Below are 25,659 nucleotides of genomic sequence, written 5' to 3'. Positions count from 1 at the left end.
GAAGCTCGCAATGGCCGCTTAGCTCCACTTTTGGCTCGCGTTAAAAATGGGGGGATTACCGTAAGACCCGTGCGCACTAAGCAGAAAGAGACTTCGTTGGAATATTCAGAGCGATTAGACACTGACGAAGTAGTCGACGTAATTAAGCCAGAGTCTGGTCTGAGACAGGCGGTTTCGCCGGAGCCCCTATTGCATATCGTCAAGGGCTCTACGAATCCACATGTTACGGATCCAAGGGGTCTAACTTGGACCCCCTTGGACTCCCAGCGAGATTCCGGCGGCACGCACGGGAGGCGTTGGGCCTCTTGACGACCCATGCACTACGCCATCTCCCGCGCGTTTCCGTCTGGAGCCGGCGCAGCCACAGAACTCGAATGCCGAGAACCAAAAATCAATTAGTTGCAAGATCAAGGTGTCCAACTTGGACACTTTTGCACGGTGATCGTGGACTACGATGGAGTACGGCAGGATTTTTCACGCGTCCATGTGGAGCTCGAAATCGCTCGCGACACTCATGAATATTCAGACTCTTGCCGAGCGTTGGCCGCAGTGGCATTCGCAACCGATTTTTCGAGCAACGTGTGGACGTAGCTTTCCTTATCCTCGCCTTGGAACAAAACATGCCATGATTCCATCTGCGCTTTGTTTACGCCCCACTGCAGCCGCATTTCGTGCGCCGGGGTGTTGGAGACCACGAAGCTATTCAGCGTAACTGTCGGGTCGTCAAGCCGCTGCTCGATTTCCTTGATGGTCTTATAGAACTGGATCTTCGGGTCTTGGGCGCCCAGATTGCGAATACCTTTGGGATCCACAAAAGTGATGTATTCCTGACCGCCAACGATCAACCAAAGGATGAAGTCGGGGTGGAAGTTACCCGCCTCGAAGAAACCCACGCCCCGCCCCTTGCTCAAGTTGCGCAGCAGGTACAGCTCCTTGTCCTGCAACAGCGCGGGCGACGAATCACAATATGCCTTGAGATCTTCTACGAAACGGCGCTCGCCCTGGTTCAGCGGCACGGGGCTGATGTCTACCGCGCCTCCCGCCAAATGCAACAGGGGCTGGTAAAGATGACGGCCGAAGGGAATGGCTTGCAAGCCACCAAACTGCCAAGGCTCGAGCTCTCGCGCGTCAATCTGTGCCTTCAACTCCTTGAGCTTTTCGATGATCTCGGTCTGCGACTCTTCAACGAGGATGCGATGGTAGCCTTCCGGGAACTCCTCACTAACCTGCGGAAAGTTCGGGTCGCTGGCATCCAGATAGCGGTATTCCAAGTGTGGCAACTCCCACTCCTTTTTCCGGAAAGAGTAGTAGCGTTCGCAGTATTTCTTGAGCAGCGCCTCGGCCAGTTCCTGCCATAAATGAACCTTCTCGAAAGAATCGAAGGCCAGTTCCGACTCCGGGATCAGCAGGCAATACCAGCTCGAGTCAGCCAATAGGTCCGCTAGAATTTCGCGTGGCAAATTCAGGTTGTGCCACGACCGCTCGGCCTTGAAACGTTGCAGCTCGAAATAAAGCGCATCCAGGTCAAGAAACGCAATATGCCGCCGGCTCAAGATGCCCTGGTTTGGCTGATTATTCGGCCCCGCGGCGCCGACCCCACTCGAGCTGAGCGCTTGGATTTTCGGATACCAATTGAGCACAACCGGATTGGTTTGCAGGTATCGGGTCGCGGCGTCTTGCTCAGGATCGGGCGGCGCTAGCGCGGGCACAGGCCCCAGTTTCTTGAAGGCATCGCCGAACTCGGTGTGTACGCCGTTGATCGTCTTCTTCAAACGAATCGTCTTGAGCTGCTTCTGGCCCAGATTGCGGATAACGGGGAGCAAGAACTCGATGCGTTCCTCAGTGGTCGGCAGGCCTTCCTCTTCCAGAAACTCGCGGAACTGGGCCATATAGTCGGCCTTGATGCCGAAGATGTTCAAGGTTTCCAGCGTCGGCAGATGAGCCGGCCGCGACACCTCCTCCGGCAGATTCACTCGGGCGCTGCGCTTGAGGCTGCGGTCGTAGCCTTTCAGGCGTACTCCGCGACCGAAGAGCTGGATGATTTGGGAACCCTCCGACCTACCGACATTCATCAGGCCCATGGTGCTGACGCGCCAACTGTTCCAGCCTTCGGTAAACTTCTTGGAGCCGATCAGCACATTGATCGATGACTCCGGTGCGTTGATCGACTGGAACAGGGATCCCTTGAAATCCCGATCACCGACTAGCAGCCCTTCTTCGGCGTCGCAGAGCGTGCACAGCTTGCTGTCATCGCCCACATTGATCACGCCGAAGGGATCGTTGTCACCCACACGCAGGGCAATTTCGCCCGGCACGCCCTTAAGATTTTCTACGTGTAACGCGCCGCCACCCGCGGCGTTGAACAAGGTGGCCTGTATTTCCTCGAATAGCTGCTCGGCAGACCTCCCCAGACTGTTCAGGTAGGCAAAGCGACGGGCAAACAGGTTGCGCCCGTCCGCGGCGACCAAGCCTTGCTCCAGAACCCGCCGGATGCGAGCTACACTGCCAGTACGATCGCCGACAAAGCGTGCCAGAAAGCGCAAGATTTCGACGATGTCGGACGCCTCTTTCGTTGACAAGGAGGCCGTGACGCGTCCACCTACGAATATCCACAGCGGCTTCTCGATATGGAAAGGCCGGCACGGTGCGGCCTGCTCCTGGTACAAACGCAACTGCTGGAAGAACGACAACAGGCAAGCGACCAGGTACACCTCCATAGTGTTTTCCTGAGTCTGCGGGTCCAGATTGAGAATCTGATAGTCCTTGCCGTAACCGTCGCCGTAGAAATACTTGTAGGAGTAGTCGAACAACACACAACGCGCGTATTGCGCCGTCAGTTGCGAGCTGCCCTTAACCGCCTGGCCGAAGGTTGCCGAGTACTCGAAGGAAAAGCCTTCTTCGCACAAGGCGTTGCGAAAGCGCATCCAGGCGCCGGTCTCGCCCGCGCTGGTACCGCGATGCCCTTCGTCGATTAATACGAGGTTGTTGTTTTCGAAGGCGTCCACGGCAACGGTCTTGTCGCCCATCTCATCGCGCAGCTTGTTGATGTCGATGATTTCGACTGCCTGACCGGCAAACAGGCCCCGGCCGTTTTTGTCGAACAGCTCGGCGTCAATCCCGGCGGCCTGAAACTCACGCAGATGTTGATGGCTCAGCCCTTCATTGGGCGTGAGCAGGATGATGCGGTTCAGCTCACGACGTCGGCGATGTTTGGTCAAATAGTGCTGATATTGCAGGATATTGGCATGCATGATCAGCGTCTTGCCGGACCCGGTAGCGCTCCAGAAGGCCAGCTTGTTCAACTGCCCGGTCACATCGCCCTCCGGGTCCAGCATTGGCACCTGATCCGGTTCGGGCTTGTCGGCGTTATAGCGCTCGACCTGTTCGTTGATCGAGGCCAGCAAGGCCGCCGCGTCGGAAAAATAGCGGTCCAAATAGATCTCGGTGAACAGCAACGACAGGTATTGGAAGTACTTCCAGACGATCGGCTCTTCGCCGCGTGTCAGCCGTTGCTCGTTTAAGCGCTGGGTATGGCGCACGATGTTCTGGTCGTATTCCAGCAGCAGCTCATCCGGTAGCTCGGGCAGCGGATCGGTCTGGTTGGTCAGGGCCGTATGGAAGCGGTGGATGTTGTTCTCATCCAGCCCGCCGGCACTGTCTTCGCTCAACTGGAACTTCTGCTTGAAGGCTTCCAGCAGCGTCAGCCGCTTGCCGTTCCAGATAAAAAAGCCATCCGTGGACGGCAGCCCGAACAGGTTGAACAGCCACTGGTTCAGCACCAGCTTGTAGGCGAACGGCACCTGCGGCTTCTTCGTGCGTCTGCGTCCCGCCATCCTTACGCCTCCGCCTCTTCAAACATCAGCCGGTGGAAGTCCTCCTCGATGAGGCGGACTTTCCACGTGTCGTCGGGTTGGCGCAGGTTTTCCAGGTTGTTGTCGCCGTTGACGTAGATCAGGTCGAATTCGCTGTCTTTACTGGAATAGCCCTGCTTCTTGAACCATTCGTCCAGCACCAGGTTGTCCTGCTCGGGCTCGCCGGTGAGCTTGCGCCAGATCACCAACGTTTTGCGCCCGTCCGGCGTAGTGCCGGTGACAGTGCGAAACCACCAGGGCCCGTCTTCGGCTTCGCGGATACGCCCGTCCAGCAGCAGCCGGCGGGGATTTTCCTCCGGCAAGTCCGGGTCGTCATCGCGCTTGAATTGGGCGCAGACCGTCTGGGGCGCAGCCATCGTCTCAACGGTGAGGCCGATCAACCAATTGAAGGTTTCCAGCAGATCCACATTGACCTCGCGGGTCTCCTCGCTGCCCGGCCGCTTGACCTTCAGCTTGTAGGCGGTGGGGTCGGTAAAGGCACCGATATTGAGCACGGACTGGCTGCCTCGGGTTTCCACATCCAGCCAGTAGCGCAACAGGTATTGCTCCCGCAGGCCGTCGACGCCCTGGGTCGAATGACTGTTCAGCAAATCGTCTTGGGTTTCGCTGCGGCGCAGGTCCAGGTTGTTGAGCGCGTCCTCGTAGGATTCCAAACGGACCACCTTCATGATGCGCGGGCTGCGCTCCGATTCTTCAGGTGTGGCAAGTCGTTCTGGCTTGCCGGCTTTCCATTTAGAAGTGAAAGCGACCTTCTTAAGCCGGGGAACCAGTACGTCGTCGAAATGTTCGCCCATCTCCACTAGGAAAAATTTTCTATCACCACCATCTTCCCGGTTTAAATGGATCAATGCGTGACCGGTCGTACCAGAACCCGCAAAAAAATCTAGTACACTCGATTTTTGCGATGTAACATAAGGCAGCAAATAAGACGCGAGCTCAACAGGCTTTGGGTTTTTGAATACGTTTCTTGCTCCAAATAAGCGATCTAGATCGTTCGAACCTTTCCTCGCATCCAGATAGAATACGCTTCGAAGAGGAAAACCCACGTCTCGAAGGTACACCTTGAGCTCGGGAATTTTTTCTTCAGTTTCACCGAATATGAGCCTTCCCTCCTCTCGGTACTTGTCCATCGTTGTTTCGGGGAACCGCCATCCCCAATATGGCTTTGCACATGGTTTTTTCGTGGTTGGGTGAGGCACGTCATAGTCATATCCCTTCTTTCCCGGATTCTCCATGTTGCGACGTGCGACATAAGGCCCGTCCTCATCAACTCTTCTATACCGGTACAGATCTCCAATATTTTCCTTATTTTCCGACATAAACGTCAAAAACTTTTGTTCTATCTCCTCTAGTGACGAGCTAGAATTTTTTATCTGTTCAAACTCGTCAAGTATGAACTGTTTGGTCTCATTATCGGCGGCACTCCAGTGCTTATCGACATAGTTTTTAGATTTGGCATGAAAGACAACATACTCGTGCTCAACTGCGATCCGTGTAGGGTTGTTATCAGTTGACCCCTTCCACACCAGATTTCCAATTTCATTGTCTTTACCCAATTGTTCGCTTACTAGCGATTTGAGCGAATCAATCTCATTATCATCGATATTCGATGCGAAAATACCGTCACTTGAGAGCAAACGCGTTCCAACACCCAGGCGGTTATCCATCATCGTCAACCAGCTAGAGTGCTGATAAGCGTCTTTGTAAGGGAACCCGTCGCTGCCTGTGTTATACGGGGGGTCAGTGAAGATACACTTTATACCCTCCCGTAACCCACAACTCATAAGAGAGAGAGCCTGGAAATTCTCACCATTAAATAGAATCCCGTCGGTCCGCTCGTTTATATTACTTATTCCTTCTAACAAGCGCTGGCAGAACTCGTTCTCAAAGTATCGCGTGTCCACCATTAACGTCGGATACGCCTTCAGAAACTCCACAGTTAACGGCTCGCTATAGGCCACCGTGGTTAAGTCCGCCTCCATCTCATGTATCGCATGAAGCTCAGTCCATTCCTGCCGCTGAGCGTCATTAGCGGCAATCTCGGGGTAGAACGCTTCCGGAATACAACCTATGCGTATGCAATAAGAAGTCTCGGTAACGAACTTCCTCTTCAACCACAGCTTTTTTTGAAAATCCTCCAGCTGCGCCAAGAACTCGATAATCTTACCGGCGATCTGGCGGATCACCTTGATCTTAGAAAGGTACTGCTCCACACGTGGGACGGTTTCGCTTTCGATATCGTCCAGGTGCATGACTTCGTTCTTGATATAGAAGTCCAGTTCCCGGCGCAGAAAGCCGCCCAAGTCCTTGTGGATGAAGTAGTCGAAGGTGTTACGCGCGGTGTAGCGGTTAAGATGGGCCGCCAGACGGCTATAGTCCGCCGCCTCGCCGTCGGCCTTGATGTGGTTTTGAGCCAGTTCAGCCAGCCAGGGGTTCAGGCCGTCGTCCTCTACCTCCAGCACGCGGCGCGCCGCGTCCGCACGCAGGTCCTTCTGGGTAGGAGGCTTCTTTTTCCCCGCCGCGGTGGCGCTGGCCTTCGCGTCTTCGCTCCAGTCGTCCACGGTGGCCGGACGGTACTCGAAGCGGATCATAAGCTCCTTGCCGCTCTCGCCCTTCTCTTCGGCGATGAAGTCTTCACCGGCCAGGATGAATACGCGGTTGTTGCCCTCGGCCTCCTTGACGTTGTCGTGGTCGCCTTCGGCGGAATCCACCAGCCGGAAGTGAACGCGCTTGGGGTCATCGGCGCCGGGCTTGAGGGTGAAAGCGTAGTCACGCAGGTACTCACTGGTCTTAATATAGTACTGATCCTTGTTGGCCCAGTGCAGTTTTACTTCCTCGCCTTCGTAGGGAATGGCGTACACGCCGGGCTTGTAGACGCGCTTGGCGAGAAAGTCGCCTTCGTGGTAATAGCGGCGGAAGAACTTGTAGAGGTGATCGTAGACCTCCTGCTCCAGGCCGGTGACGTCCACGCCCTGCTCGGCAATCTTTTGGCGCAGCTCTTTGACCTTGCCCGTGGTTTCCGGGTCCACGCCCAGGCCATTGGCTTGTTCGATGGCCTGCTGTAGTTCCTTTTCCAGCTCGGCCTTGTCGGCGGTTCTGTACCGGCTGAAGGCGTCCTTGACCTGAGGCAGCAGGTCCCGGTCGAGGAATTGGCTGATCTCACCGGCGCGGGCGTGCATGATGCGGTAGAGCCCGAAGTCCAGATCCGGCTGGTCGAGCTGAAACAGCTCCTTGAGCAGGCGGATCAGTTTGTCGAAGGCGGGGTTCTGGCTCATGCGTGGGTCTCTATCCATTGACTCGTATTGGTTCGTCGGTGAATCGGGCACTTTCTAGCCGCTAGGCTACAGACCAGCGCAACGTGAACAGGCGCTCTCTGTGCTGGTCGCGCGCCAGACGCTTTTCCAGCGCCGCGATCAGGCGGTCGCGCTGGTCTTCAATCTCGTCTTCCACCTTAAAGATGTCACGGCGTTGCTTGCGCTGGCGCTGCTCAAGTTGCTTCAAGCTCTCCTGGATGTGGTGCTGTTCTTCCAGGGTTTCGGCCTGGCGCGCCTGACGGCGCAGGGCCTTGATCTGCTCCTTGGTGTCCTTGAGCGTCTTTTCCGTCGCTAGCATCTTGTCTTCCGCCCATTGCTCCAGGCGTTCCCGCGCGGCGTTGAAGTGCTGGTTGTTGGATTCCAGCGATCGGTTCGCAGTGGCGCGTTGGTGCTGAGCCAGTTCGGCGGCGAGCCTTTGCTCCACCTCACCCGGCGGGTCTATCGGGCCTCGGTTCTCGGCGGCGACATTGAACAGCTTGGCGCAGGTCTCATTGTCCAAGGAGCGGCCATCGTCGTCGATACCGGAGAACAGCAAGTATTCTTCGGTCTCGAACGACTCGATGGTCAGCCGAGCCAGAGTCAGCCAGCCGGCTTTCCCCTTGAGTGCCTCCACCAGAGCGATGCGCCCCGCATGGGCGGTGATGTCGAACCGCAAGTCGGCGGCCGGGGTGGGCTCGCTCTTGGCAGTCTCGATCACATGCTCACCCAACGGGTGAGAGAGACGATACAGGTAGTAGCCGTAGTCCGGGGACTCGCCCTGCTCCCCGCTACGGGTCTTGGAAATCAGGTGGTAACGGCCAGTGGGAACTCCCGGTACTGGCGGCTCTTTAAGGTCAAACGCCAGATTCGCGTCGTCGAAACAGGCCTGGCCATCCAGCACATGCGACGTCACCTGCCAAAATCGCTGACCGACCCGATCAAGCTGGGCCTCGGCGTCTTCCAGTTGCAGACGCAGGCGAGCGTGCACGTCTTCGTCGAAATGCTCCAGCAGCGTCCGGCGGGTGCGCTCGATTCGATTCCGGATCTGCTCGTCCAGTTCTTCCTGAAGCTGGCGGAAGGCCGTTTCAATCTCGTCAGCGGTGCGGCATTGCTGGTAGATGGTCAGGATGCGTTTTTCGAAGTCCACGCCGGATTCGATCTGGCCGAGGACTTCATCAGACGCGCCGAAAAGCCCGTTGAAGAGATTGAATTTCTCCGTCAACAGTTCGTGGACACGCTGGTCAGCCTCATTGCGCTCGTTGAGGAAGTTGACCACGATCACATCGTGCTGCTGGCCATAGCGATGACAACGTCCGATGCGTTGCTCGATGCGCTGAGGGTTCCAGGGCAGGTCGTAGTTGATCACCAACGAGCAGAACTGCAGGTTGATGCCTTCGGCGGCGGCCTCCGTGGCGATCATGATCTGCGCGTTGTCGCGAAAATGCTCCACAAGAGCCAGACGGGCGTCGATGGCACGGGAACCGGTGGCCCGGCCGTTATCCTGGTTTCGGCTGACCCAATTTTCGTAAATGCCTTTGGCCTCGGGGCCGGCATTGGTGCCATTGAACAGCAGCACCTGGCCAGCATAGCCGTTGTGCTCAAGATAGTCTTTGAGATAGTCCTGCGTACGGCGCGATTCGGTGAAGATGAGCGCTTTCTCACGCGCGCCCATACGGGCCATTTCCTTGAAACCAACGCCCAGTGCCGTAAGCAAGGCGCGAGACTTGGCGTCGACGCCGATAGCACGGGCCGCTTCGGCCAGGCTGTCGATCTCGTCGATTTCATCGCGCAGCTTTTTTGGCTCCGGACGATTGCCGCTGCCTTCATCATCGGTTTCCCCGGCCACCTCCGATGGCAACCACTCGTCGAGCAGTTCGGTTTCCATTTCCTCGCTTTCGACCAGTTCACTACTCCAGTCGAGTTCCAGTTGTTCGGTGTCGCGCAGATCAACGAGCCGGTCGCGGAGCTTTTCCAGCGTACCGGCGATAGCGTGGGAGCTGGACGCCATCAGCTTGCGGAGAATCAGCACGATCAGGTGGCGTTGTCGATCCGGGATGGCGTAGGTATTTTCCTTTTGCAGGAACTCGGAAATACGGTCGTACAGCTTTTGCTCGGCATCCGTGGGGCGAAACGGCTGGGTGAGCGCCCGCCGTTCCGTGTAACGCACGTACTCCAGAACGTCCTGCCGCAGGGTGCGCTTGCAGAAACCCGCCAGACGCTGACGTAGTCCAGCGAGATCGCCGCCTGCGTTGACGTACTCGGCGCGAAAGGCGTTGGGATCACCAAAAATGTAATCGTCAATCAGACTCGCGAGACCGTACAGTTCCATCAGGCTGTTCTGCAGCGGCGTGGCGGTAAGCAGTAGCTTGCGGCGGCCTTCTGTCGCCCAGCGGATGGCCTGCCCCACCTTGTTGCTTGGGCGGTATGCGTTACGTAGTTTGTGCGCCTCGTCGATGACGACCAGATCCCAGGGCACCATGCGCAGGTCGTCCTGCATACGCGCTGCGTAGTGGTAGGACACCAGAACAACAGCCGACTGCTCAAATGGGCGGGGCTGTCCTTGCTGCTGGCATTGTTTATAGGACCGCGAGTCCATCACCACGGCGGGCAGGTTGAACTTCTCTTGCAGCTCAGTCGCCCATTGCTTGCGGATTGCGGCCGGGCAGATCACGAGCAGGCGTCGACGCCGTTCGGCCCAGCGCTGGCACAACACGATGCCCGCCTCGATGGTTTTGCCGAGACCCACTTCATCCGCTAGGACCACACCCTCAGAAAGCGGTGACTGCAACGCGAACATCGCGGCTTCGATCTGATGGGGATTCAGATCGACCGATGCGTCGAACAGCGACATGGAGAGCTGATCCGCCGCGCCCGGTGGCGCCTGACGGGTCAAATCATAGGCGTAGTACTTGGCGTGATAAGCCGTGATCGTCATGTTTTGTCTTTCATGCCCGGCCGTTCGTCGTGCGCAGGCATTGCAATATCCTTGTGTGCGTCGTCCTCGAGCACGCGCACCTTGGCCCTATTCGCAATGGAGTGATATTCACGGCTGGCAACAGCGCGAAGTGCCTCTTTTACGCCGGAATCTTCGCGCAAGCTCCCCGTGGCGGCTTTGATCGTCGCCATTTGTCTCCCCCAGCTACGTAACGGCAAATGTACTGCGCTATTTAGCACCGGCCAAGAAATTCCGAGCAAGATGATTGGCAAGATCCCTGTCAATCCACAGCACTACCCGCTCCGGCACCTCACTCGCAAGATATCGAATGCCTTGTTACTGCGTTACTTCAGGTCGTTTGGTAATCCCCGGTTTCAGCGTGCTCACGTTCGCGGCATTCGCAATGCCAGTCGATCAACGCATTCGCAAGTCAACCGACCGAATGGCGGTTGCTGACAACACGTATTCCAACTGCGGACCGGTTTCGATAGCGCCAGGCCGAGCGGCCCGCACATGCTCGACCGCTTCACTGGCCGGCAGCCCGAAATACGTCAGCAGGCGTGCCGCGACCGTGCCGGAGCGCCCCAGTCCGCCCATACAGTGCAGCACCAACGAGCACCCGGCTTGCAGGTCGCTCGCAATGGTGTCGATATCCGCCGCCCAGTCGGCCTCGAATCGCTCGTCCGGAATATCTCGGTCCCGAATCGGCCAGTGCCGCCAAGTCAGTCCGCGGGCCTGTGCGGCCTCGCCCAGCCCGGCCACCTGGAGCGTCTCGAATTCGTGATCCTCGATCAGACTGATCAGGGTCTGCGCACCCCAGTGTTCGATCACGGCGAGGTCGACTGCCAGATCCCGATGCCATGCGCCGTGGCGCCCCCAGGGATAGGTTTTGCCCGGGCATAGGGTCATGCCAATGTGCGCACTCGTGCCCGGCACATCGACCGCGTCGATACGTAGCGGATCCGTGATGCTGGTACGCCAGTGCATCAGCGGGCCTCCGTCATGACGCGCTGCCGGAACGCCGCGACCACGTCGGCCAATGGCGGGTCCAGACGCTTGAACGCCTCGGCCTCGATCTCCGGCGGCACGCCGTAGAAGGCCTCGGCGATCCCGCCCGTGATGCAGGCCAGTGTGTCGCTGTCGCCGCCGAGCGAGATGGCATTGCGGATCGCATCCTCGAAATCCTCGGCCTCGAGAAAAGCGGTGATAGCCGGCGGCACCGTCCCTTGGCAGGACACATCGAAGTCGTAGTCCGCCCGGATGTCAGCGAGTGACGGGGCCAGATCATAGCCAAATCGCGTCTCGCATTCGCGTCGTATGGTGTCCTTGTCCTGCCCCTGACGGGCCCAGAGAATCGCTGCCGCGACAGCCTGCGCGCCTTTGATGCCTTCCGGATGATCGTGGGTGGGGGCGGCCGAGGCCGCCGCCTTGTCCAGAACCGACTCCAGATCGTCAAAGGCATAGCCGATCGGGCTGACGCGCATGGCCGAACCGTTGCCCCAGCTGTAATAAGGCCCGGCGTCGTCGGTCCTGGCCCATTGCCGGAACATGCCGCCATAGCTGGCATCGGGGTAGCGGCGGTACCAGCGCCGCATGGCCTCGCCATAGTCGCCGCCATGCATCAGCGTCTCGGCCAGCGCCACACTCAGGACGGTATCGTCGGTGAAAAAAGCATCCTCCCGGAACAGCGGAAAGCGCTTGTCGCGGTGATTGTCGAACTCGTAGACCGAGCCGACGATGTCGCCGGTAATGGCACCGATCATGTCAACCTCCCAAATGTTGAAAAACAGGCATCAATAGGGCCCGACCTCACGATCGGCCACCGAGCAGTTGCCGGGCAATCTTCTTGAGTGTGCGCGGGTAGGCCCGGTCTACCGGCATGATCAGCAGTCGATCCATTTGCGCGGCCTGATCCCAGACCGACCTCGGGATCGACGTGGTCGAACTGGTCGCGACAATCGCCAATGCGGCCCGCATCCGGCGGCGATAGTCGTCGGTCGAGTCGAGCTCGTGCCGATTGAGCGGGGCCACCTTGAAGTGCTTCGCATCAATGACGAAGCCAAGGCCACCCCGTCGCGGTTCCGCCACATGGATATCGACATAGCGCACTTCGGCGCCTCCGACGGACTGATAAGTACCACCGTGGCCAGCCTTGACCCGCCATCCCAGCGGCTCGAGGGTATCGATGGTCTGGTCGACTACGGCACATTGAAACTGATGCCAAGTGTGGTCGATATGATCGGGGTGTCGGAAGCGTTCGAACATGCAAGGGTCTCAAGTGTGGTGGTGAGTAACGGGTGAATCCGGATGGCGCGCGGTCATCGCTCAAGACTCGGCCAGCCATAGCGACTCGCCCCATGCGGCCGGACGCCGACCGCCAGGCGTCAGCGCCCAGAGAACGGGGTAAGCAGGCGCCTGCCGTGGCGCCGGACCGTAGCCATCGGTGAAATAGATCAGCGCCGCCGGCGGCGCTTCGCTTTCGAGCCGATCGAATACCGGCGTCAGCGAGGTGCCGCCGCCACCGGCGAAGTCCAGCTCGGCCGGATCCCAGGGCGCATCGTCGGAGACGATGCGCTCGTGCTGGATCGCGGCATCGCAGAACAGCAGCCGCAGCCGGTAACGCCCGAAGCTGGCCGCCAAGCCGATCAACTCGCCAAGGAACGCCGGCAGATGGAGCGCCGTGCTGCCGCTGGTGTCGATACCCACGGTCAGCGTCAGTTGCCAGCCCCGCCGGCTCGGCAGATACAACCCCCGATAGATCCCGCGGCGGCTCGGCGGCAGCCAGTGGCGCTCATCGCCGAGGGTGCGCGTGACGAATCGAGCGAGCACGCGGCGCCAGGGGACTTCGGCGCGACGATAGCCGTCGACCAGCTGCGCGATGCCGGCCGGCATTTCGCCGCGCTGGCGTTCGATCTGCTGTGCCACCGCGACCACCCGGGCCGGCCATTGGCCCCAGTCGCCGTTCGTATCAAAACAATCGAGGTCGGGATCCCGGACGCTCTCCCCTTCCCCGAATCCCACTCGCAGCTCGTGCTGATCGGCGGATCGCCCGCGGGCCAGGTCACCCGTCTCGTCATCGGCCAGCCGGGTATACACGGTCTCGGCATTCAGGCCATGCCACTCGGCCCGATAGACACAATCGTGCGGCAACCTCAGGCCTTCGTCGCACAGCAGCGCGTTGACTTCCTGATCCACCGCCACATTCCAGCGCCGGGCCTCGCGCCTGCCCCGACGCAACAGATGACGGGCGGCACAATGCCAGACCTCGTGCGCCAGCACGAACGCGCGGTCGGCCGCACTGAGCGCATGCAGGAAACGGGCATCGACGAAGATCCGTTCGCCGTCGGTACAGGCGGTGTCGAGCCGGTCGTCGACCACCGGCACGAGATCCAGCCGCATGGCGAGCATGGCGACGAATGGCTGGCGGAGCATCAACTGTGCACGATCGGCTTCCCAGAGGCGGGCCGCGCTGTGCTTGAGTGCGGCCTCTTCCGGTCCGGGCGCCCGCGGCAGACGGACGGCGGTCTCCGCACGGCTCATGCCGCCACCTGATGGGCGACAAACGCCTCGCCGTGGCGTTGCGTCCAGCGCTCGAAGCGCGCATGACGCATCAGGCAATCGGTGCGGACCTTTGTCGTGGCGTCGTCCGGCCCCGTCAGGGCATCGACCATGGCCATGGCCGCGAAGTCCGACGGCAGCTGTTCGCTGATGTCGAAAAACCCCATGATCAGGCGTTCGCGGTCGTCGGCCGAACCCTGCCAAAGGTAATGCACCATGGCTGCACACAGCGCGTAACGCTGATCGGCGCGGCCCGGAATCCGGATACGGGCCTCACCGCGCATCATAGCGGCGACGTCCGGGATGTCGTCGGCCCAGCTGCGAAACGCCAGGAACTCGGTGGCGGCCCCGCGCCCGACCAGGCCGGTGATCTGCAACCGCAGGCTGGCGGCATCCAGACCGACTTCGTCGGCCAGTTGCACGGCGGTGCTCACGCGTTCCCAAGTGCGTGGGCTCGGCCAGCCCCGCTCCACGTCGCCGCCCATGTCGAAAAAGCTTTCCGGTCGGAAATCGAGAAACGCGATGACGTCCGGATGCACGCCGTGGGCCACAGCCCAGCGCTTCCACGCCGCATGATCGGGCACGAGATCGAGATGACAGAAGCGATTGGCCAGGGCGCTCGACAGACTGAGCGCAACCGCCCGGTCGGTGGCGCGGTTACCGGCCGCACAGATATACCAGCCGTCGGGGACCTGGTAGAGATCACCCAGCCGCCGATCGAGAATCAGTTCGTAGGCGGCCACCTGCAGACTACGATCGGCGGCGGTCAGTTCATCGAACAGGATGATGCCGCGACTATCGGGATCCCGCGGCCATTCGGCGGACAGCAGCCAGTGGACCTCGTCGCCCCGCGGCACCGGCAGGCCGCGCAGATCGATGGGTTCGCGCTGGGACAGCCGGATATCGACGAAGCCGATGTCGTGACGGCTGCATAGGTCCCGGATCAGGCTGCTCTTGCCCACGCCCGGCGGGCCCCAGAGCATCATCGGCGGAATCGCGCGGGCGCACTCCGGATGGGCCCAGAGGCTGCGCAGGTGGTGGTCGATCAGGGTCCCGGCCTGGGCCAGCGTGGCGCCGTCGGCGGGCAGGATGTTGGTCGGCGTCTCGGGCATGGCGGGAGAAGCTCCGGTGAGTGGTGAAGGATGGCGGCGTCGGTATGGCATGGCGTGACTCAGGCGGTGGCGAACCGGGACGGCGCGGCCGGCGACAGCGCGGCCGCCATGGCCTCACCCGCCCGGTCGGGCTCGCCGTCCTCGCGCAGCTGCCGGGCGAGTGCCATGAGGGTCGGTCGCACGTCGGTCAGCCCCAGCCGCAACAGGCGAGTGAGCGGCCGGATCTGTTGCGCGGGGCGCAGCTGTCGTTCGACATAGCAGGCGAGTGCGACCGACAGCGCTTGATCGCGCTCGGCCACGATCAACGGCCAGATCGGTTCCAGATAATGGTCGACGAAGAGCAGCTCATCCTTGGCCGGTGGTGGCTCGGTCGGCTGGACGCCGTGACGTCGAGATTGCTCGACCACGGGCTTCGCGGTCCACAGAGCCTGTTCCAGACAGTCGCCGAGAAGACGTGCGTCGGCGGCATCAAGCGTGGGATCCATGCACACCCGGGCCAGGGTCGCCAGATGTCGCGGCCGGCCGCTTCGTTTCAGCAGGCGCTCGAACCCGGCAGCCCACGGCAGATGACGGCAGGCCAGCCACAGGACCAGATCGGCACTCCAGCCCCGTTGGGCCAGATCGTCCGGCAAGGCCCAGTGCCAGTGTTTGACCGCGAGATCGACCGGGTCAAGAGCCTGCTCTTCCGGGCCGAGTGACCGGTTGGCCCGGGCATGCAGGCCACAGCGCAGCCCCCCATAACCAGGCCGGATCGAAGCCCTTGCCGGCCAATTCGGCGAACACTTCGAGGGCATCGAGCCAGCCGCGGGGATGGGTCGCTTCACCGCACCAGTCGCCGAGCAGGGTCGCGGCCTCGGTGTCTCCGGCCCGGGCAGCCCGGGCGAGATGCCGTAGCGTGCTGGCATCCAACCGCAGGCGCTCGATGCCCAGCCCCACGGCGCGCGTCGCCCCGACCACCGAGATGGCGGTGTCCTCGCCGCGGGTGACATAGCGCAGATCGGGGCAATGGATCAGCGCGATCGAGGCGACCCGGGGGGCCGCCAGTTCGGTGACCGGCGACTCCGACAGCCGCAGGGCCCGCCACTCGCCATCCACGGTCAGCCGCCCGGCCGCCCCGCTGCCCGCGGCGAGCACAGCCGTCCGCCCGTAGCCGGCCAGCTGCGACAACGCCGGCACGCGGGTGGCCCGGAAACGACGGCTACCGCCCGACAGGTTCACCCGGGTCAGCGCCGGGGCATCGGTGACGCTGACCGCGTCCAGAGAGACAGCGGCTTCAACGATTTCCAGCGTCGGCGTATCGAACACGATCAGCTCTCGCGTGGCGGCATCGTGAGCCAGCGTCAGGTGGCGCGGCAGATCGCCCCACAGCACGACCAGGCCGTGGTCCTTGATGGCCTCACCCTCGGCCCATGGGCCGAGATAGGCGTTGACCAATACTTGTCCCGCCCGGCGCGCTTGGGTGGCGAACGGCCGGCCGGCGATATAGGCGTCGAGGCCGTGCAGGTGGCCCCGGATATGGAGCGTCTGCCGGGCGTCGCCGCAATCGAGATGGACGATGGCGCCGGTGTCGGGCTCATGCGGCAGATGGATCAGCGACAGCGCGGGGCAACCGCGGACCGTCAGATGCAGGTCGGGCCGGCAACCGGTGAGATCCAGTTCGGCCAGCTGCGGACAGTCGACGAGGTCGAGACAGCGCAGATCCGGCTCGGCGATCACGGCCGTCGGGCCGCGATGGCCGATGAGAAAGGCGCCGTCGCTATGATCGCGCTTGAGCTTGGGCCGCGCGCCGGGACGACGGCAGGATGGTTGGTGATCAGTGTCGGGGACGGGCGATTGATTCATGGGCGTCGGTCGATTCTCCGGGTTGAAATGAAAAGCGGGCGGCGCGGCGATATCCGGTCGTGATCCAATGGGACGCGTACGGTGAAGGGGCGGCATGAATACGTGCGAGTCCGCGGATGGGGCCGAAGGCGCGGTCACGCGGATCAACTTTCGATCCGCCAGAACAGATAGTCCTCTAGTGCCGATAGCAGGTCGTCTGTCAGTTCAACGCCCATGGCATCGCCGATGACGGTATCGAGGCCGCAATACGGACAGGTCGCGGTCTGGCCGATCCCGTGATCATCCGGATCCCACCAGGTGTCGATGGCATTGACGTCAAAGCGGATCAGGCAGACAAAACAGCCGAGCACACGGCTACGCAGAATCTGCTCCCGATGGTGCGTAGTCATGGCATGCAGACGATGCAACGTGGGGAGTCCGATGTCGGCGGGTCCGCGTCTCGCGGCGCGGCGTACCGGTCGATGACCCGACATGCTCCTCAGGCCGGACCGGCGAGCCTGGTGCCCGCGGGGCGCCAAGCGGCGCCGATGCCGATCGGGTCGTGCAGGGCTAGCGAAGGAGCCGTAGGGGCAATCACGCGGCGTCGGAAGCTGTGTCATGCGGCTATGAGACCGCAGTACCGCGACAAACCGTGTCGCAGAGACCGCCGCTGGTCGATTAAAGGCCGGATTGCCTGTGCGACACTGCTTGTCGGAGACCTATGCGCAAGATGTTTGATGACCAGTAATCGCGATACGCTTTTCCGCCAATGGAGCATGCTCCGCAAGATTCCGCGTCATCCGCGCTGGATCACCACCCGGCAGATGACGGCGCATCTCGAAAACGAAGACTTCGCCGTGACGGCCCGCACGGTCGAGCGCGATCTGGCGAAGTTGTCGACGCTGTTCGGCTATACCTGTGACGAGGCCGGCCCGGGTTACCGCTGGTACTGGCCGCCGGGGTTCCGACCGATCGAGATTCCGAGCCTGGAGCCGAGCACCGCGCTCGCCTTCAATCTCGCCGAACGTCACCTGCAGCCGCTGCTGCCGCCCTCCACGCTCGACCTGCTCACGCCCTACTTCGAGCGCGCCCGAGCGGTGCTTGATGACCTCCCACATAAGCCGCTCAGTCACTGGCGCGACAAGGTCCACGTGATTGGCATCGGGCCGGAACTGGCCCCTGCGCCGATCGATCCGGCCATCCAGCGCACGATCTATGCGGCGCTGCTCGAGGAAAAACGGGTCAAGATCACGTATGAGCCGCGCGGTCAGGATCACACCCGGGACTACGAATTCAGTCCGCTGGCGCTGGTCAGCCGGCAGGGCGTGCTCTATCTCGTCGGGCCGCTATGGTCCTACGAGAACGTTGTGCAACTCGCCCTACACCGGATCGAATCAGCCGAGATCTTGGACGCGACCATCCATCGACCGGCGGATTTCGAGATCGAGGCTTATATCCGGGAGGCCGGGGGATTCAGCTATCCGACGGGTTCCGGCACCATCGAACTCGAACTCGCCCTCGATGAGGCTACGGCCGTTCATCTGGCCGAGCGGCCGCTCAGTACCGACCAGCACATCACGGAGCACGGCGACGCCCGGGTCCGCCTAACGGCCACTGTGCTGGATACCGAAGAGCTGACCTGGTGGCTGCTGGGGTTCGGGGCCGCCGTAGAGGTGATCGGGCCAGCCAGTCTGCGTCAGCGGATCGTGCAGGCGCTGGATGCGGCGGCAACTCAATACGCGATCGGCTAATCCTGCACTGATCGCAACATCTCCGACTGAGAATCCCTGATGCAAATATTCCGCGCCCTGCCCGCACACAAGGCCGCTACCACCGAGTTGCTTCCGCCACGCCCAACTGCCCGTCCGCCGGGCAATGTGCCTTATGTCGTCGACAACTTGTGGGAATGGGTGCGCCCATCCCATATGCCCTGTCGACGCCATGCCGTGTACGCCAGCCCCAGTCCGCATCTCGCGCTGGCCAGCGGGGCGGACGGTTCAAGCGCTTTTCGGGTCGATTTGTCGGGCCAGTTCAAGGCCGCGCAATTGATATCGAACACCGACTCGAAATATCACCCCGAATGTCGCGCGCTGCGTCGCTGGCTACTCCGGCATCTGGGTCAGTCATGGATCGAAGAGTCCGCCCAAGCTCGGCATGCACTTGCGCCGCTCTGGATGCCCTGCCTGCCAGCGGCTGAGACAGACGAGATCCTTGAAGTGGCAAGAAACCTGGATACGCGAGCGCTTGCGGAGCAGATCCACTACTGGGACGACATACGCCTGATCGAGAAAACGGACGACATCGACCCCGAGGGCGGCGAGATCTTTTTTGAACCGTTGGACGGCTACCGGCTCGTGCCGATTCAGAGCTGACCTCGACGATAATTATCCAGCTCGGATCGCTACGCTTATTCCGAAGTCGGTCAATTAACCATCGGGCTTTAGATCCGGAGCTATTCATAAAGCGATAGCGTCGCATAGACAAAAATAGTGACTATGCCCTGTGAAAACAGGCCTCGTGACGATATGCCCCGAGTCGTAATGAGGTCCGACGCGCCGGATCAAACCAAGGAAGACTTCGTGATCCTGTCGAGCACCAAGGTGCGCGAGATGCCCAGCCAAGGGCATTGCTCCGCCGCCGGAAATCTCGCGCGCCGAGGTCAGTGAGCTCCTGATGGACTCTTACCGAAATGAGCACGCCCGAACCGCGCGCGTTCAGCTATGCGATGCCAGTCGCCTGAGCAGCTACTGGCATCGCATCGTTAGTGCGAGATGTCGTCGGCATCGCGTCGAGATTCAGGCTGCTAGATTCAAGCCTCCAATGAGCCCGCGGGTCCGAAGAACTCATATTGCCGGTCGCTTGCGGGCACGCCCCGCGCCTCGAGCAGCCGGTCGACATGCGACAGCATCGGCGTCGGGCCACAGAAGTAATAGGTCGCCGCAGCATCGCCCACCATCGTCTCCAGCAGCGATTGATCGATGAACCCTTCGCTATCGTAGCGGCCGATTTCGCGGTCCTCCGCACGAGGCTCACTGTAACGCACGTGCAGGTGTAGGTTGTGATAGCGAGCGCTGAGTTCCCGCAGCTCATCGGCGAACGCGTGGACCGCGCCATTCAACGCCCCCTGAATAAAAATGATCGGCCGCATCGCGCTGGATTGCTGCAATGCTCCGTAAAGCATCGAGAGCACCGGGGTCACGCCGATGCCGCCAGCAATGAACACCAGCGGCTTGCGTTCCTCTACCGGCAGGTCGAGCGTGAACTCTCCGCAAGGCGGCGTCAGCGCGATCCGATCGCCAACCTTCGACTGATCGTGCAGGTAGTTTGAGAACATGCCCTCCGGCGCATCCGCGTCCGGTGCGGTTTCGCGTTTGACGCTGATCCGGTAATACGGTGTACCCGGCGCATTGGACAAGCTGTAATTCCGCTTAAGACGGCGGCCATCTGGCAAGGTCACATGAACGGCAATGTACTGGCCGGGCTGGTGGGCGGCCAGCGGCTGGCCGTCGGCAGGCTCCAGATACAGCGACACGATGTTGTCGCTGGCCTGTTCGCGACGGGCAACGACGAAATCCTTCACGTCACGCCAGCCATAATCACGCTCATGCTGATCGTAGATCTGCTGTTCGCGGTCGATGAATATCTCGGCCAGTTGTCCATAGGCCGCGCCCCAGGCATCCACGATCTCGTCGGTGGCGGCCTCGCCCAGCACTTCGCGGATGGAGGCTAGAAGGTTCTCGCCCACTATCGGATAGTGCTCGGGTCGAATAGTGAGCGACACATGCTTCTGCGCGATCAACTCCACTGCATCACCCAGCGCCTCCAGCTGGTCGATATGCTGCGCATAAGCCACGATGGCGCCCGCCAAGGCGCGTTGCTGGCTACCCTCGACTTGGTGCGCCGGATTAAAGTAATCGCGGACTTCGGGATTGTGTTTGAACATCCGCTCGTACATATGGCGCGTCAGCGTTTCACCGTGCTCTTGCAGCACCGGTACGGTTTCTTTGATAAGCGCCTTTTGACGATCCGACAGCATGAGAAGCTCCTTCTTTAAATGGTATTTCGCATACCTGTTTTAATCGGTATATTATTTACCAAATTGTATAAGTCAAGCGCTTCATGCAACTGAGCACCCATACGGATTACGCTCTGCGGCTGCTGATCTATCTGGCGATTGCCGACGGTGAATCGCCCGCCACCGTCCAGGATGCCGCCGCGCGATACCGGGTATCGGCGCACCATATGGCCAAGGTGGCGCAGACGCTGGTACAGCTCGGCCATGTCAACAGTCGCCGCGGGCGCGGGGGTGGTCTGTCGCTGGCGCAACCGGCAGATGCCATCGATGTCGGCGCGCTGGTGCGTCAGACCGAAAACCTGACCCTGCTGGAATGTTTCGGGCCGAACTCGACCTGCCCCATCGACCCGGCCTGCCGCCTCAAAGGCCTGCTGGGCCGCGCACAGAACGCATTTCTCGAAACCCTGGACGGCCACACCATAGCCGACCTAGTCGGCAACGCCGCGGAGCTACGAGCCTTGCTACGGCCCGAGAATGACGTTCTACCCAACCCGGAGTAATCCATGCGAACCGCCGTGACCCGCCTGCTGGGTATCCAGCATCCCGTTCTGCTCGCGCCCATGGGCGGCGTCTCCGGCGGCCAACTTGCGCGCGCCGTGAGCAATGCCGGCGGGCTTGGGTTAATTGGCGCGGGTTACGGCGACGCCGACTGGCTGGCACAGGAGATGACGCACTGCCGCGATTGTCGTTTCGGGGTGGGCTTCATCACTTGGGCCCTGGACGCCAAGCCAGCACTACTGGAACAAGTGCTGGCGCAATCGCCGGCCGCCATCATGTTCTCTTTTGGCGATTGCGCTGCCTATATCCCCCGCGTGCATGAAGCTGGCGCACTGGCGATATGCCAGGTTCAGACGCTAAGCGATGCGCGCCGCGCGGCCGAAACAGGGGCCGATCTGATCGTGGCTCAGGGCACCGAGGGGGGCGGCCACGGCGCAATACGCAGCACCTTCAGCCTCGTTCCCGCCGTGGTGGACGCGGTCGCCCCGGTACCGGTCGTTGCGGCCGGCGGCGTAGCCGACGGTCGCGGGCTGGCCGCTGCACTCATGCTCGGGGCCTCAGGCGTTCTCGTGGGCACTCGGCTCTATGCCAGCGACGAAGCGCTCGGCCTGCCGGCAGCCAAGCAGGCGATCGTGCATCACGGCGGCGACCAGACGCTGCGCACGCGTGTCTTCGATATCGTGCGCGGCTACGACTGGGGCCACTATACCGGCCGCGTGATCGACAATGGCTTCACCCGGGACTGGCATACGCGGGAAGCGGCACTGGCCGAGTCCGTCGACAGCGAACGCCGGCGCTACCAGGAAGCTGTAGCCCGGGGCGATGCCGAGACGGCCGTATTGTTCGCCGGCGAGGCGATCGATCTGATCGATGAGATCGAACCGGCCGCCGAAATCGTCAACCGCATTGTCACCCAAGCCGACGCGGCACTAGAGTGGAAGCCTGGTTGAGCGGACGGTCTCAGCGTGCGTCGTCATGCAAGGCATCCGTCAGTACCGCGCGTAGATCGAGCCGGTCTATGGCTCCGAGCGCGGCTTCCAGCGCCCCTTCGGCACACAGCCCTGCGATCGCCGCCTCCTGGTAACCCGCGCGCGGCTTCGATACAGGCCGAGCGCACGCGCTCGGCCGTCCTGAGTTCCCGGTCGTCACTCATCGTCGCCCTCGAGATAATCCGCCAGCACCACAGCGTTGTTATGTTCAGTATCGCGCGCTGCGAACAACAACGTCAGCCCTTCATTACGAGCATGTTCGCGCAGCGCCTCGAGCAGCTGACCATCCGTCTCATCGAGCTCGGCCCGATATGCCGCGCTGAACTCAGCCCAGCGCTCGCGGTCATGACCGAACCAGCGGCGCAGCTCGTTCGAAGGCGCCAGTTCCTTCAGCCAGGCATCGAGCTTCGCTTTATCCTTGGCTACACCCCGCGGCCATATTCGATCCACGAGCGCACGATAACCAGCCTCGTCAGCCGCTTCTTCATAGACCCGTTTCAAGCGGATACGCATGGGCTGCTCCTCCCGAACAATCCCGACCGGATAACGCCATCCCGAGGTAGGTGGCGTCAATCAGCGACCTGCCGCACTGCGATATACCCCCGGTGTCGGTGCCCGCGATGAGCGAAGTTTGCATGACCTGAAAGATCAAGGCGCCCATGCCAACCTTGCTGAAACGCCCCCGCGCCTTTTGCAATGAAAGCCAGCGCATCGGCAGCCTCGAAAAGCTGAATGGCAAACGGCTAGGTCAATCCCCGGCCGCGGCACGCAACTGGGTGGCAAAACGCCGGACGCCTGTCACCATTGCTACTACCAGCCCCAGCGCGGTCACTGCCCATGCAAGAAGCGCGATATAGAGAAAGACAATCGATATCGGGCGCAGAAACGCCAGGCCCATGGATCGACTCATGTGCTCAGTGGCCACCGCATACATCCCCAGCGGGAAGACCATGCCCCAGTACAGCGGGTCGTAGACGAGACGGTAGCCGCGAATGACATGGCGCCAGACGCCCAGGATCACCAGCAGCGGCAGCCACCATGTACCACCAGCCCAGTAGAACAGCGTGAATCCCTCAAGAAACGGCCGCAGCGATTGTAGATAGGGGGCCGGACCGCTGCTGCCCGCGATCAGCAACGAGCCGGCCAGCGTGGAGATCGCCATGGCGCCCATGTTGATCCAGTACGTTGGCACCAGATCGCCGGGCGCGAGCGCGAAGAAGTAGTAGCGATAGAAGATAAGCGCCGCCAGCCATAGATAGAGCATCCCGCCCGCCAGCCACAGCACAAGCGCGGCGAAGTGCAGCTCAAGCCGAACCGGCTGACCCCAGCCCCCGGCTAGATGCGTGGCAAGCACGGCCAGCCCCTGCATAGCAACTACTGCAAGCAACCACCCCCCATTGATGCCGACATCGAGCGCCTGTTTATGACGCCGCAGCGCCAGCGCGGCGAACACCGCATAGTTGAGCAGAAGCCAGAGCACAACTGCGAAAACGAACAATGCCGTGGCCACCTGTGCCGCATGCGCCAGCACGAGACACTGGCTGCCCAGTACCGCCGTGGCGGCGATCCAGGTGAAGTAACCCGGGCCAGCACTGGGGTCGAACAAGTCGACGATACAACGCTGGGGAAAAAGCATCAGACGCAGCCCATGGAGTACGGCCAGAACTGTGTAGAGCACCAGGTTGAGACCAAACAGTCCCCAGCCGATCGAGGCCGGCCCAAGCCCATATGCGGCGATCGATACGATGCCGGTTGCCATGACCAGGGCGAAATAGGCCGGCGGCAGTTCGCGGATCAGGGAGCGCAGCAACACACGACAACCTTTTGCAGACGAATAATAAAAGCATAGCCCGACGCCGAAACGGCGCGCAGCAAGCGCAAGCGTCGGAGGATTTCTGAGACCAGTCGCCATCGGACTGTAACCGGCCCCGGTGCTTCCCCAGACAGGTACCCCACCGGGCCGAGCGGCGATGTCGAAGCTCACTTGATCTGTATCAATTTCGAGTACCCGAACGCGCTGTAGCCTCGACTCCGAAAATACCGATTCCCACTCCCATAAATACTCGGCCCCCCGCCCGACGGGCCAGCGTATGCCGCCAGGATTTTGAGCATGGCCGTAGGCGATCGACATTCCTCTGCTGCAGGCGCCATCGTCGGTAGCCCGTCGAAAGCGCTATTCGGGGCAACTCTCGGTTTTTTCATAGGCTTTGGCGCCGTCTCGTTGTTCGGCCCAACGGCTCAAAGCTTCATCGAGGTAATGAAACTCTCGCCCGGCCAGGTCGGCTTTCTGGTGGCGATCCCGATGCTCACCGGTTCATTGCTCCGAATCCCGTTCGGAGCCTGGGTGGACAATAATGGCGGCAAGTTGCCGTTTCTGATTCTGCTGGTGCTTTCGGTGATCGGCATCGCCGGCCTGTGGTGGATGTTGATCACCCTGTACCCGGAACATCTGACCCAGTCTTATTATCCGTTGCTGCTGTTCTTCGGCGCGCTGGGCGGCTGCGGGATTGCGACCTTCTCGGTGGGTATCGGTCAGGTCTCTTATTGGTTTCCCAAGCAGCGTCAAGGCTGGGCGCTGGGGACCTATGCCGGGCTCGGTAATACCTCTCCCGGGCTTGTGGCGCTGATACTGCCGCTGATCATCGCATTCTGGGGTCTGTGGGCAGCCTATATGGTGTCGATCGCCATCGTAGTGCTCGGCGTCGCCCTATATTTCCTGCTGAGCCACAACGCGGGTTATTTCCAGCTCCGGGCGCAGGGCCTGTCGCGCGAGGACGCCCGCCGCACCGCAGGCTCGGCGGGCCAGGAATTATTCCCGCAGGACAATGCCTTCCGTACGCTCGTCGAAGCGGCTCGGCAATGGCAGACCTGGCCGCTCGTCTTGCTTTACTTCACCACCTTCGGCGGTTTCCTAGCGCTCACCGCCTGGCTGGCAACCTACTGGCAGACCTACTTTCATACCACGCACTGGACCGCTGTCGAGCTGACGGCAGGCTTTTCGTTGTTGTCGTCGCTCATCCGAGTGCCCGGCGGCGGCTGGGCGGATCGGCTGGGGGGCGAAAAAGTCGCAGTGGCATCACTGACGCTACTGCTCATCGGGGCCCTGCTGATGACGTTCTCCGGCACGTTCGTCTTGTCGATCGCCGGCGAGATCTGCATTGCCATAGGTATGGGCGTCAACAACGCCGCGGTGTTCTGCATGCTGCCCCGCTATGTTCCCGATGCCGTCGGCGGCGCCTCAGGCTGGGTCGGCGGGCTCGGTGCGCTCGGCGGCTTCGCCGTGCCGCCGTTGCTCGGGCAATTTGTGAGTTGGTTCGGGCCGAGCGGTTATGCCTGGGGCTTTTCCGTCTACATCGGATTGGCGCTGGCAAGCATCGCGCTGACCGGCGTGCTCATCGCCGCCCTGAAGCGCGAACAGCGCAAGCAACCAACCGCAAAACCCAGCAAGGCCTCGGCATGATCGCGCAACACGCCGCTACAGACGACACCCCGGCCAGCGCGATCAA

At 61.2% G+C, this 25,659-nt stretch carries 19 protein-coding genes and 2 pseudogenes; 6 read left to right on the top strand and 15 right to left on the bottom strand.

Features of this window, described 5'->3' with window-relative positions; genetic code table 11:
• Window positions 1-512 precede the first annotated feature (512 nt).
• The 12 genes from C41B8_RS14385 to C41B8_RS14330 form a co-directional block, all read right to left on the bottom strand.
• Window positions 513-3,833 carry a DEAD/DEAH box helicase family protein gene (locus C41B8_RS14385; protein ID WP_037339638.1) on the bottom strand — a complete coding sequence of 1,107 codons (3,321 nt, stop codon included), beginning with the start codon at window positions 3,831-3,833 and terminating at the stop codon, window positions 513-515.
• A gap of 2 nt (window positions 3,834-3,835) precedes the next feature.
• On the bottom strand, window positions 3,836-7,147 hold the full coding sequence (locus C41B8_RS14380) for a site-specific DNA-methyltransferase (RefSeq protein WP_037339635.1): 3,312 nt from the start codon (window positions 7,145-7,147) through the stop codon (window positions 3,836-3,838).
• A gap of 61 nt (window positions 7,148-7,208) precedes the next feature.
• Window positions 7,209-10,100 (bottom strand): SNF2-related protein, encoded by a 2,892-nt coding sequence (locus C41B8_RS14375; protein WP_037339632.1) that lies wholly within the window; start codon window positions 10,098-10,100, stop codon window positions 7,209-7,211.
• Entirely contained in the window at window positions 10,097-10,291 is a 195-nt protein-coding gene (locus tag C41B8_RS14370; protein WP_037339629.1) for a hypothetical protein, read from the bottom strand. Before C41B8_RS14370 ends, C41B8_RS14375 begins: the two co-directional genes overlap by 4 nt.
• A 223-nt stretch (window positions 10,292-10,514) precedes the next feature.
• Entirely contained in the window at window positions 10,515-11,087 is a 573-nt protein-coding gene (locus C41B8_RS14365) for a cyclin-dependent kinase inhibitor 3 family protein (protein WP_037339627.1), read from the bottom strand.
• Complete coding sequence (locus C41B8_RS14360) at window positions 11,087-11,863, bottom strand: ADP-ribosylglycohydrolase family protein (protein WP_037339624.1); 777 nt, start codon at window positions 11,861-11,863, stop codon at window positions 11,087-11,089. The genes C41B8_RS14365 and C41B8_RS14360 overlap by 1 nt, the downstream gene beginning before the upstream one ends.
• Window positions 11,864-11,909: 46 nt before the next feature.
• Complete coding sequence (locus tag C41B8_RS14355; RefSeq protein WP_037339622.1) at window positions 11,910-12,365, bottom strand: hypothetical protein; 456 nt, start codon at window positions 12,363-12,365, stop codon at window positions 11,910-11,912.
• A 60-nt stretch (window positions 12,366-12,425) separates the two neighbouring features.
• Complete coding sequence (locus tag C41B8_RS14350) at window positions 12,426-13,640, bottom strand: vWA domain-containing protein (RefSeq protein WP_051883572.1); 1,215 nt, start codon at window positions 13,638-13,640, stop codon at window positions 12,426-12,428.
• Window positions 13,637-14,770: an ATP-binding protein gene (locus tag C41B8_RS14345; protein ID WP_051883571.1), complete on the bottom strand. Its 1,134-nt coding sequence runs from the start codon at window positions 14,768-14,770 to the stop codon at window positions 13,637-13,639. The genes C41B8_RS14350 and C41B8_RS14345 overlap by 4 nt, the downstream gene beginning before the upstream one ends.
• 59 nt (window positions 14,771-14,829) lie before the next feature.
• Window positions 14,830-15,402, bottom strand: a complete 573-nt coding sequence (locus tag C41B8_RS14340; protein ID WP_037339620.1) for a hypothetical protein — start codon at window positions 15,400-15,402, stop codon at window positions 14,830-14,832.
• Window positions 15,403-15,439: 37 nt separating this feature from the next.
• A complete protein-coding gene (locus C41B8_RS14335) occupies window positions 15,440-16,612 on the bottom strand; it encodes a hypothetical protein (RefSeq protein ID WP_037339618.1) in 1,173 nt (390 codons plus the stop codon).
• A 143-nt stretch (window positions 16,613-16,755) separates the two neighbouring features.
• Window positions 16,756-17,001 (bottom strand): hypothetical protein, encoded by a 246-nt coding sequence (locus C41B8_RS14330; protein ID WP_037339614.1) that lies wholly within the window; start codon window positions 16,999-17,001, stop codon window positions 16,756-16,758.
• A 327-nt stretch (window positions 17,002-17,328) separates the two neighbouring features.
• Between C41B8_RS14330 and C41B8_RS14325 the strand changes: the two genes are divergently transcribed.
• The 3 genes and pseudogenes from C41B8_RS14325 to C41B8_RS21035 form a co-directional block, all read left to right on the top strand.
• Window positions 17,329-18,342 (top strand): helix-turn-helix transcriptional regulator, encoded by a 1,014-nt coding sequence (locus tag C41B8_RS14325; RefSeq protein ID WP_037339611.1) that lies wholly within the window; start codon window positions 17,329-17,331, stop codon window positions 18,340-18,342.
• Window positions 18,343-18,381: 39 nt separating this feature from the next.
• Entirely contained in the window at window positions 18,382-18,963 is a 582-nt protein-coding gene (locus C41B8_RS14320) for a hypothetical protein (protein WP_156962551.1), read from the top strand.
• Window positions 18,964-19,122: 159 nt separating this feature from the next.
• Window positions 19,123-19,282 (top strand): annotated as a pseudogene (locus C41B8_RS21035) (sulfate adenylyltransferase); the annotation flags it as partial.
• Window positions 19,283-19,400: 118 nt separating this feature from the next.
• Here the strand turns inward: C41B8_RS21035 and hmpA are convergent.
• Window positions 19,401-20,636: pseudogene (gene hmpA / locus C41B8_RS14315) on the bottom strand (NO-inducible flavohemoprotein); the annotation flags it as partial.
• Window positions 20,637-20,710: 74 nt separating this feature from the next.
• Here hmpA and C41B8_RS14310 point away from each other — a divergent pair.
• Complete coding sequence (locus C41B8_RS14310) at window positions 20,711-21,166, top strand: RrF2 family transcriptional regulator (protein ID WP_037339605.1); 456 nt, start codon at window positions 20,711-20,713, stop codon at window positions 21,164-21,166.
• Window positions 21,167-21,169: 3 nt separating this feature from the next.
• On the top strand, window positions 21,170-22,114 hold the full coding sequence (locus tag C41B8_RS14305) for an NAD(P)H-dependent flavin oxidoreductase (protein ID WP_037339603.1): 945 nt from the start codon (window positions 21,170-21,172) through the stop codon (window positions 22,112-22,114).
• Between the two features lie 195 nt (window positions 22,115-22,309).
• Here C41B8_RS14305 and C41B8_RS14300 read toward each other — a convergent pair whose 3' ends face one another.
• On the bottom strand, window positions 22,310-22,666 hold the full coding sequence (locus C41B8_RS14300) for a DUF488 domain-containing protein (RefSeq protein WP_037339601.1): 357 nt from the start codon (window positions 22,664-22,666) through the stop codon (window positions 22,310-22,312).
• Window positions 22,667-22,901: 235 nt separating this feature from the next.
• Window positions 22,902-23,966: a tellurite resistance/C4-dicarboxylate transporter family protein gene (locus C41B8_RS14295; protein ID WP_037339599.1), complete on the bottom strand. Its 1,065-nt coding sequence runs from the start codon at window positions 23,964-23,966 to the stop codon at window positions 22,902-22,904.
• Window positions 23,967-24,263: 297 nt separating this feature from the next.
• Here C41B8_RS14295 and C41B8_RS14290 point away from each other — a divergent pair, with 297 nt between their 5' ends.
• Window positions 24,264-25,613, top strand: a complete 1,350-nt coding sequence (locus C41B8_RS14290) for an MFS transporter (protein ID WP_051883568.1) — start codon at window positions 24,264-24,266, stop codon at window positions 25,611-25,613.
• Window positions 25,614-25,659: the final 46 nt, after the last annotated feature.

The organism is Salinisphaera hydrothermalis C41B8 (assembly GCF_000732535.1).
GTDB lineage: Bacteria > Pseudomonadota > Gammaproteobacteria > Nevskiales > Salinisphaeraceae > Salinisphaera > Salinisphaera hydrothermalis.
The sequence above is the reverse complement of the archived record's forward strand: the minus strand, read 5'-3'. Positions and strand labels throughout refer to the sequence as shown.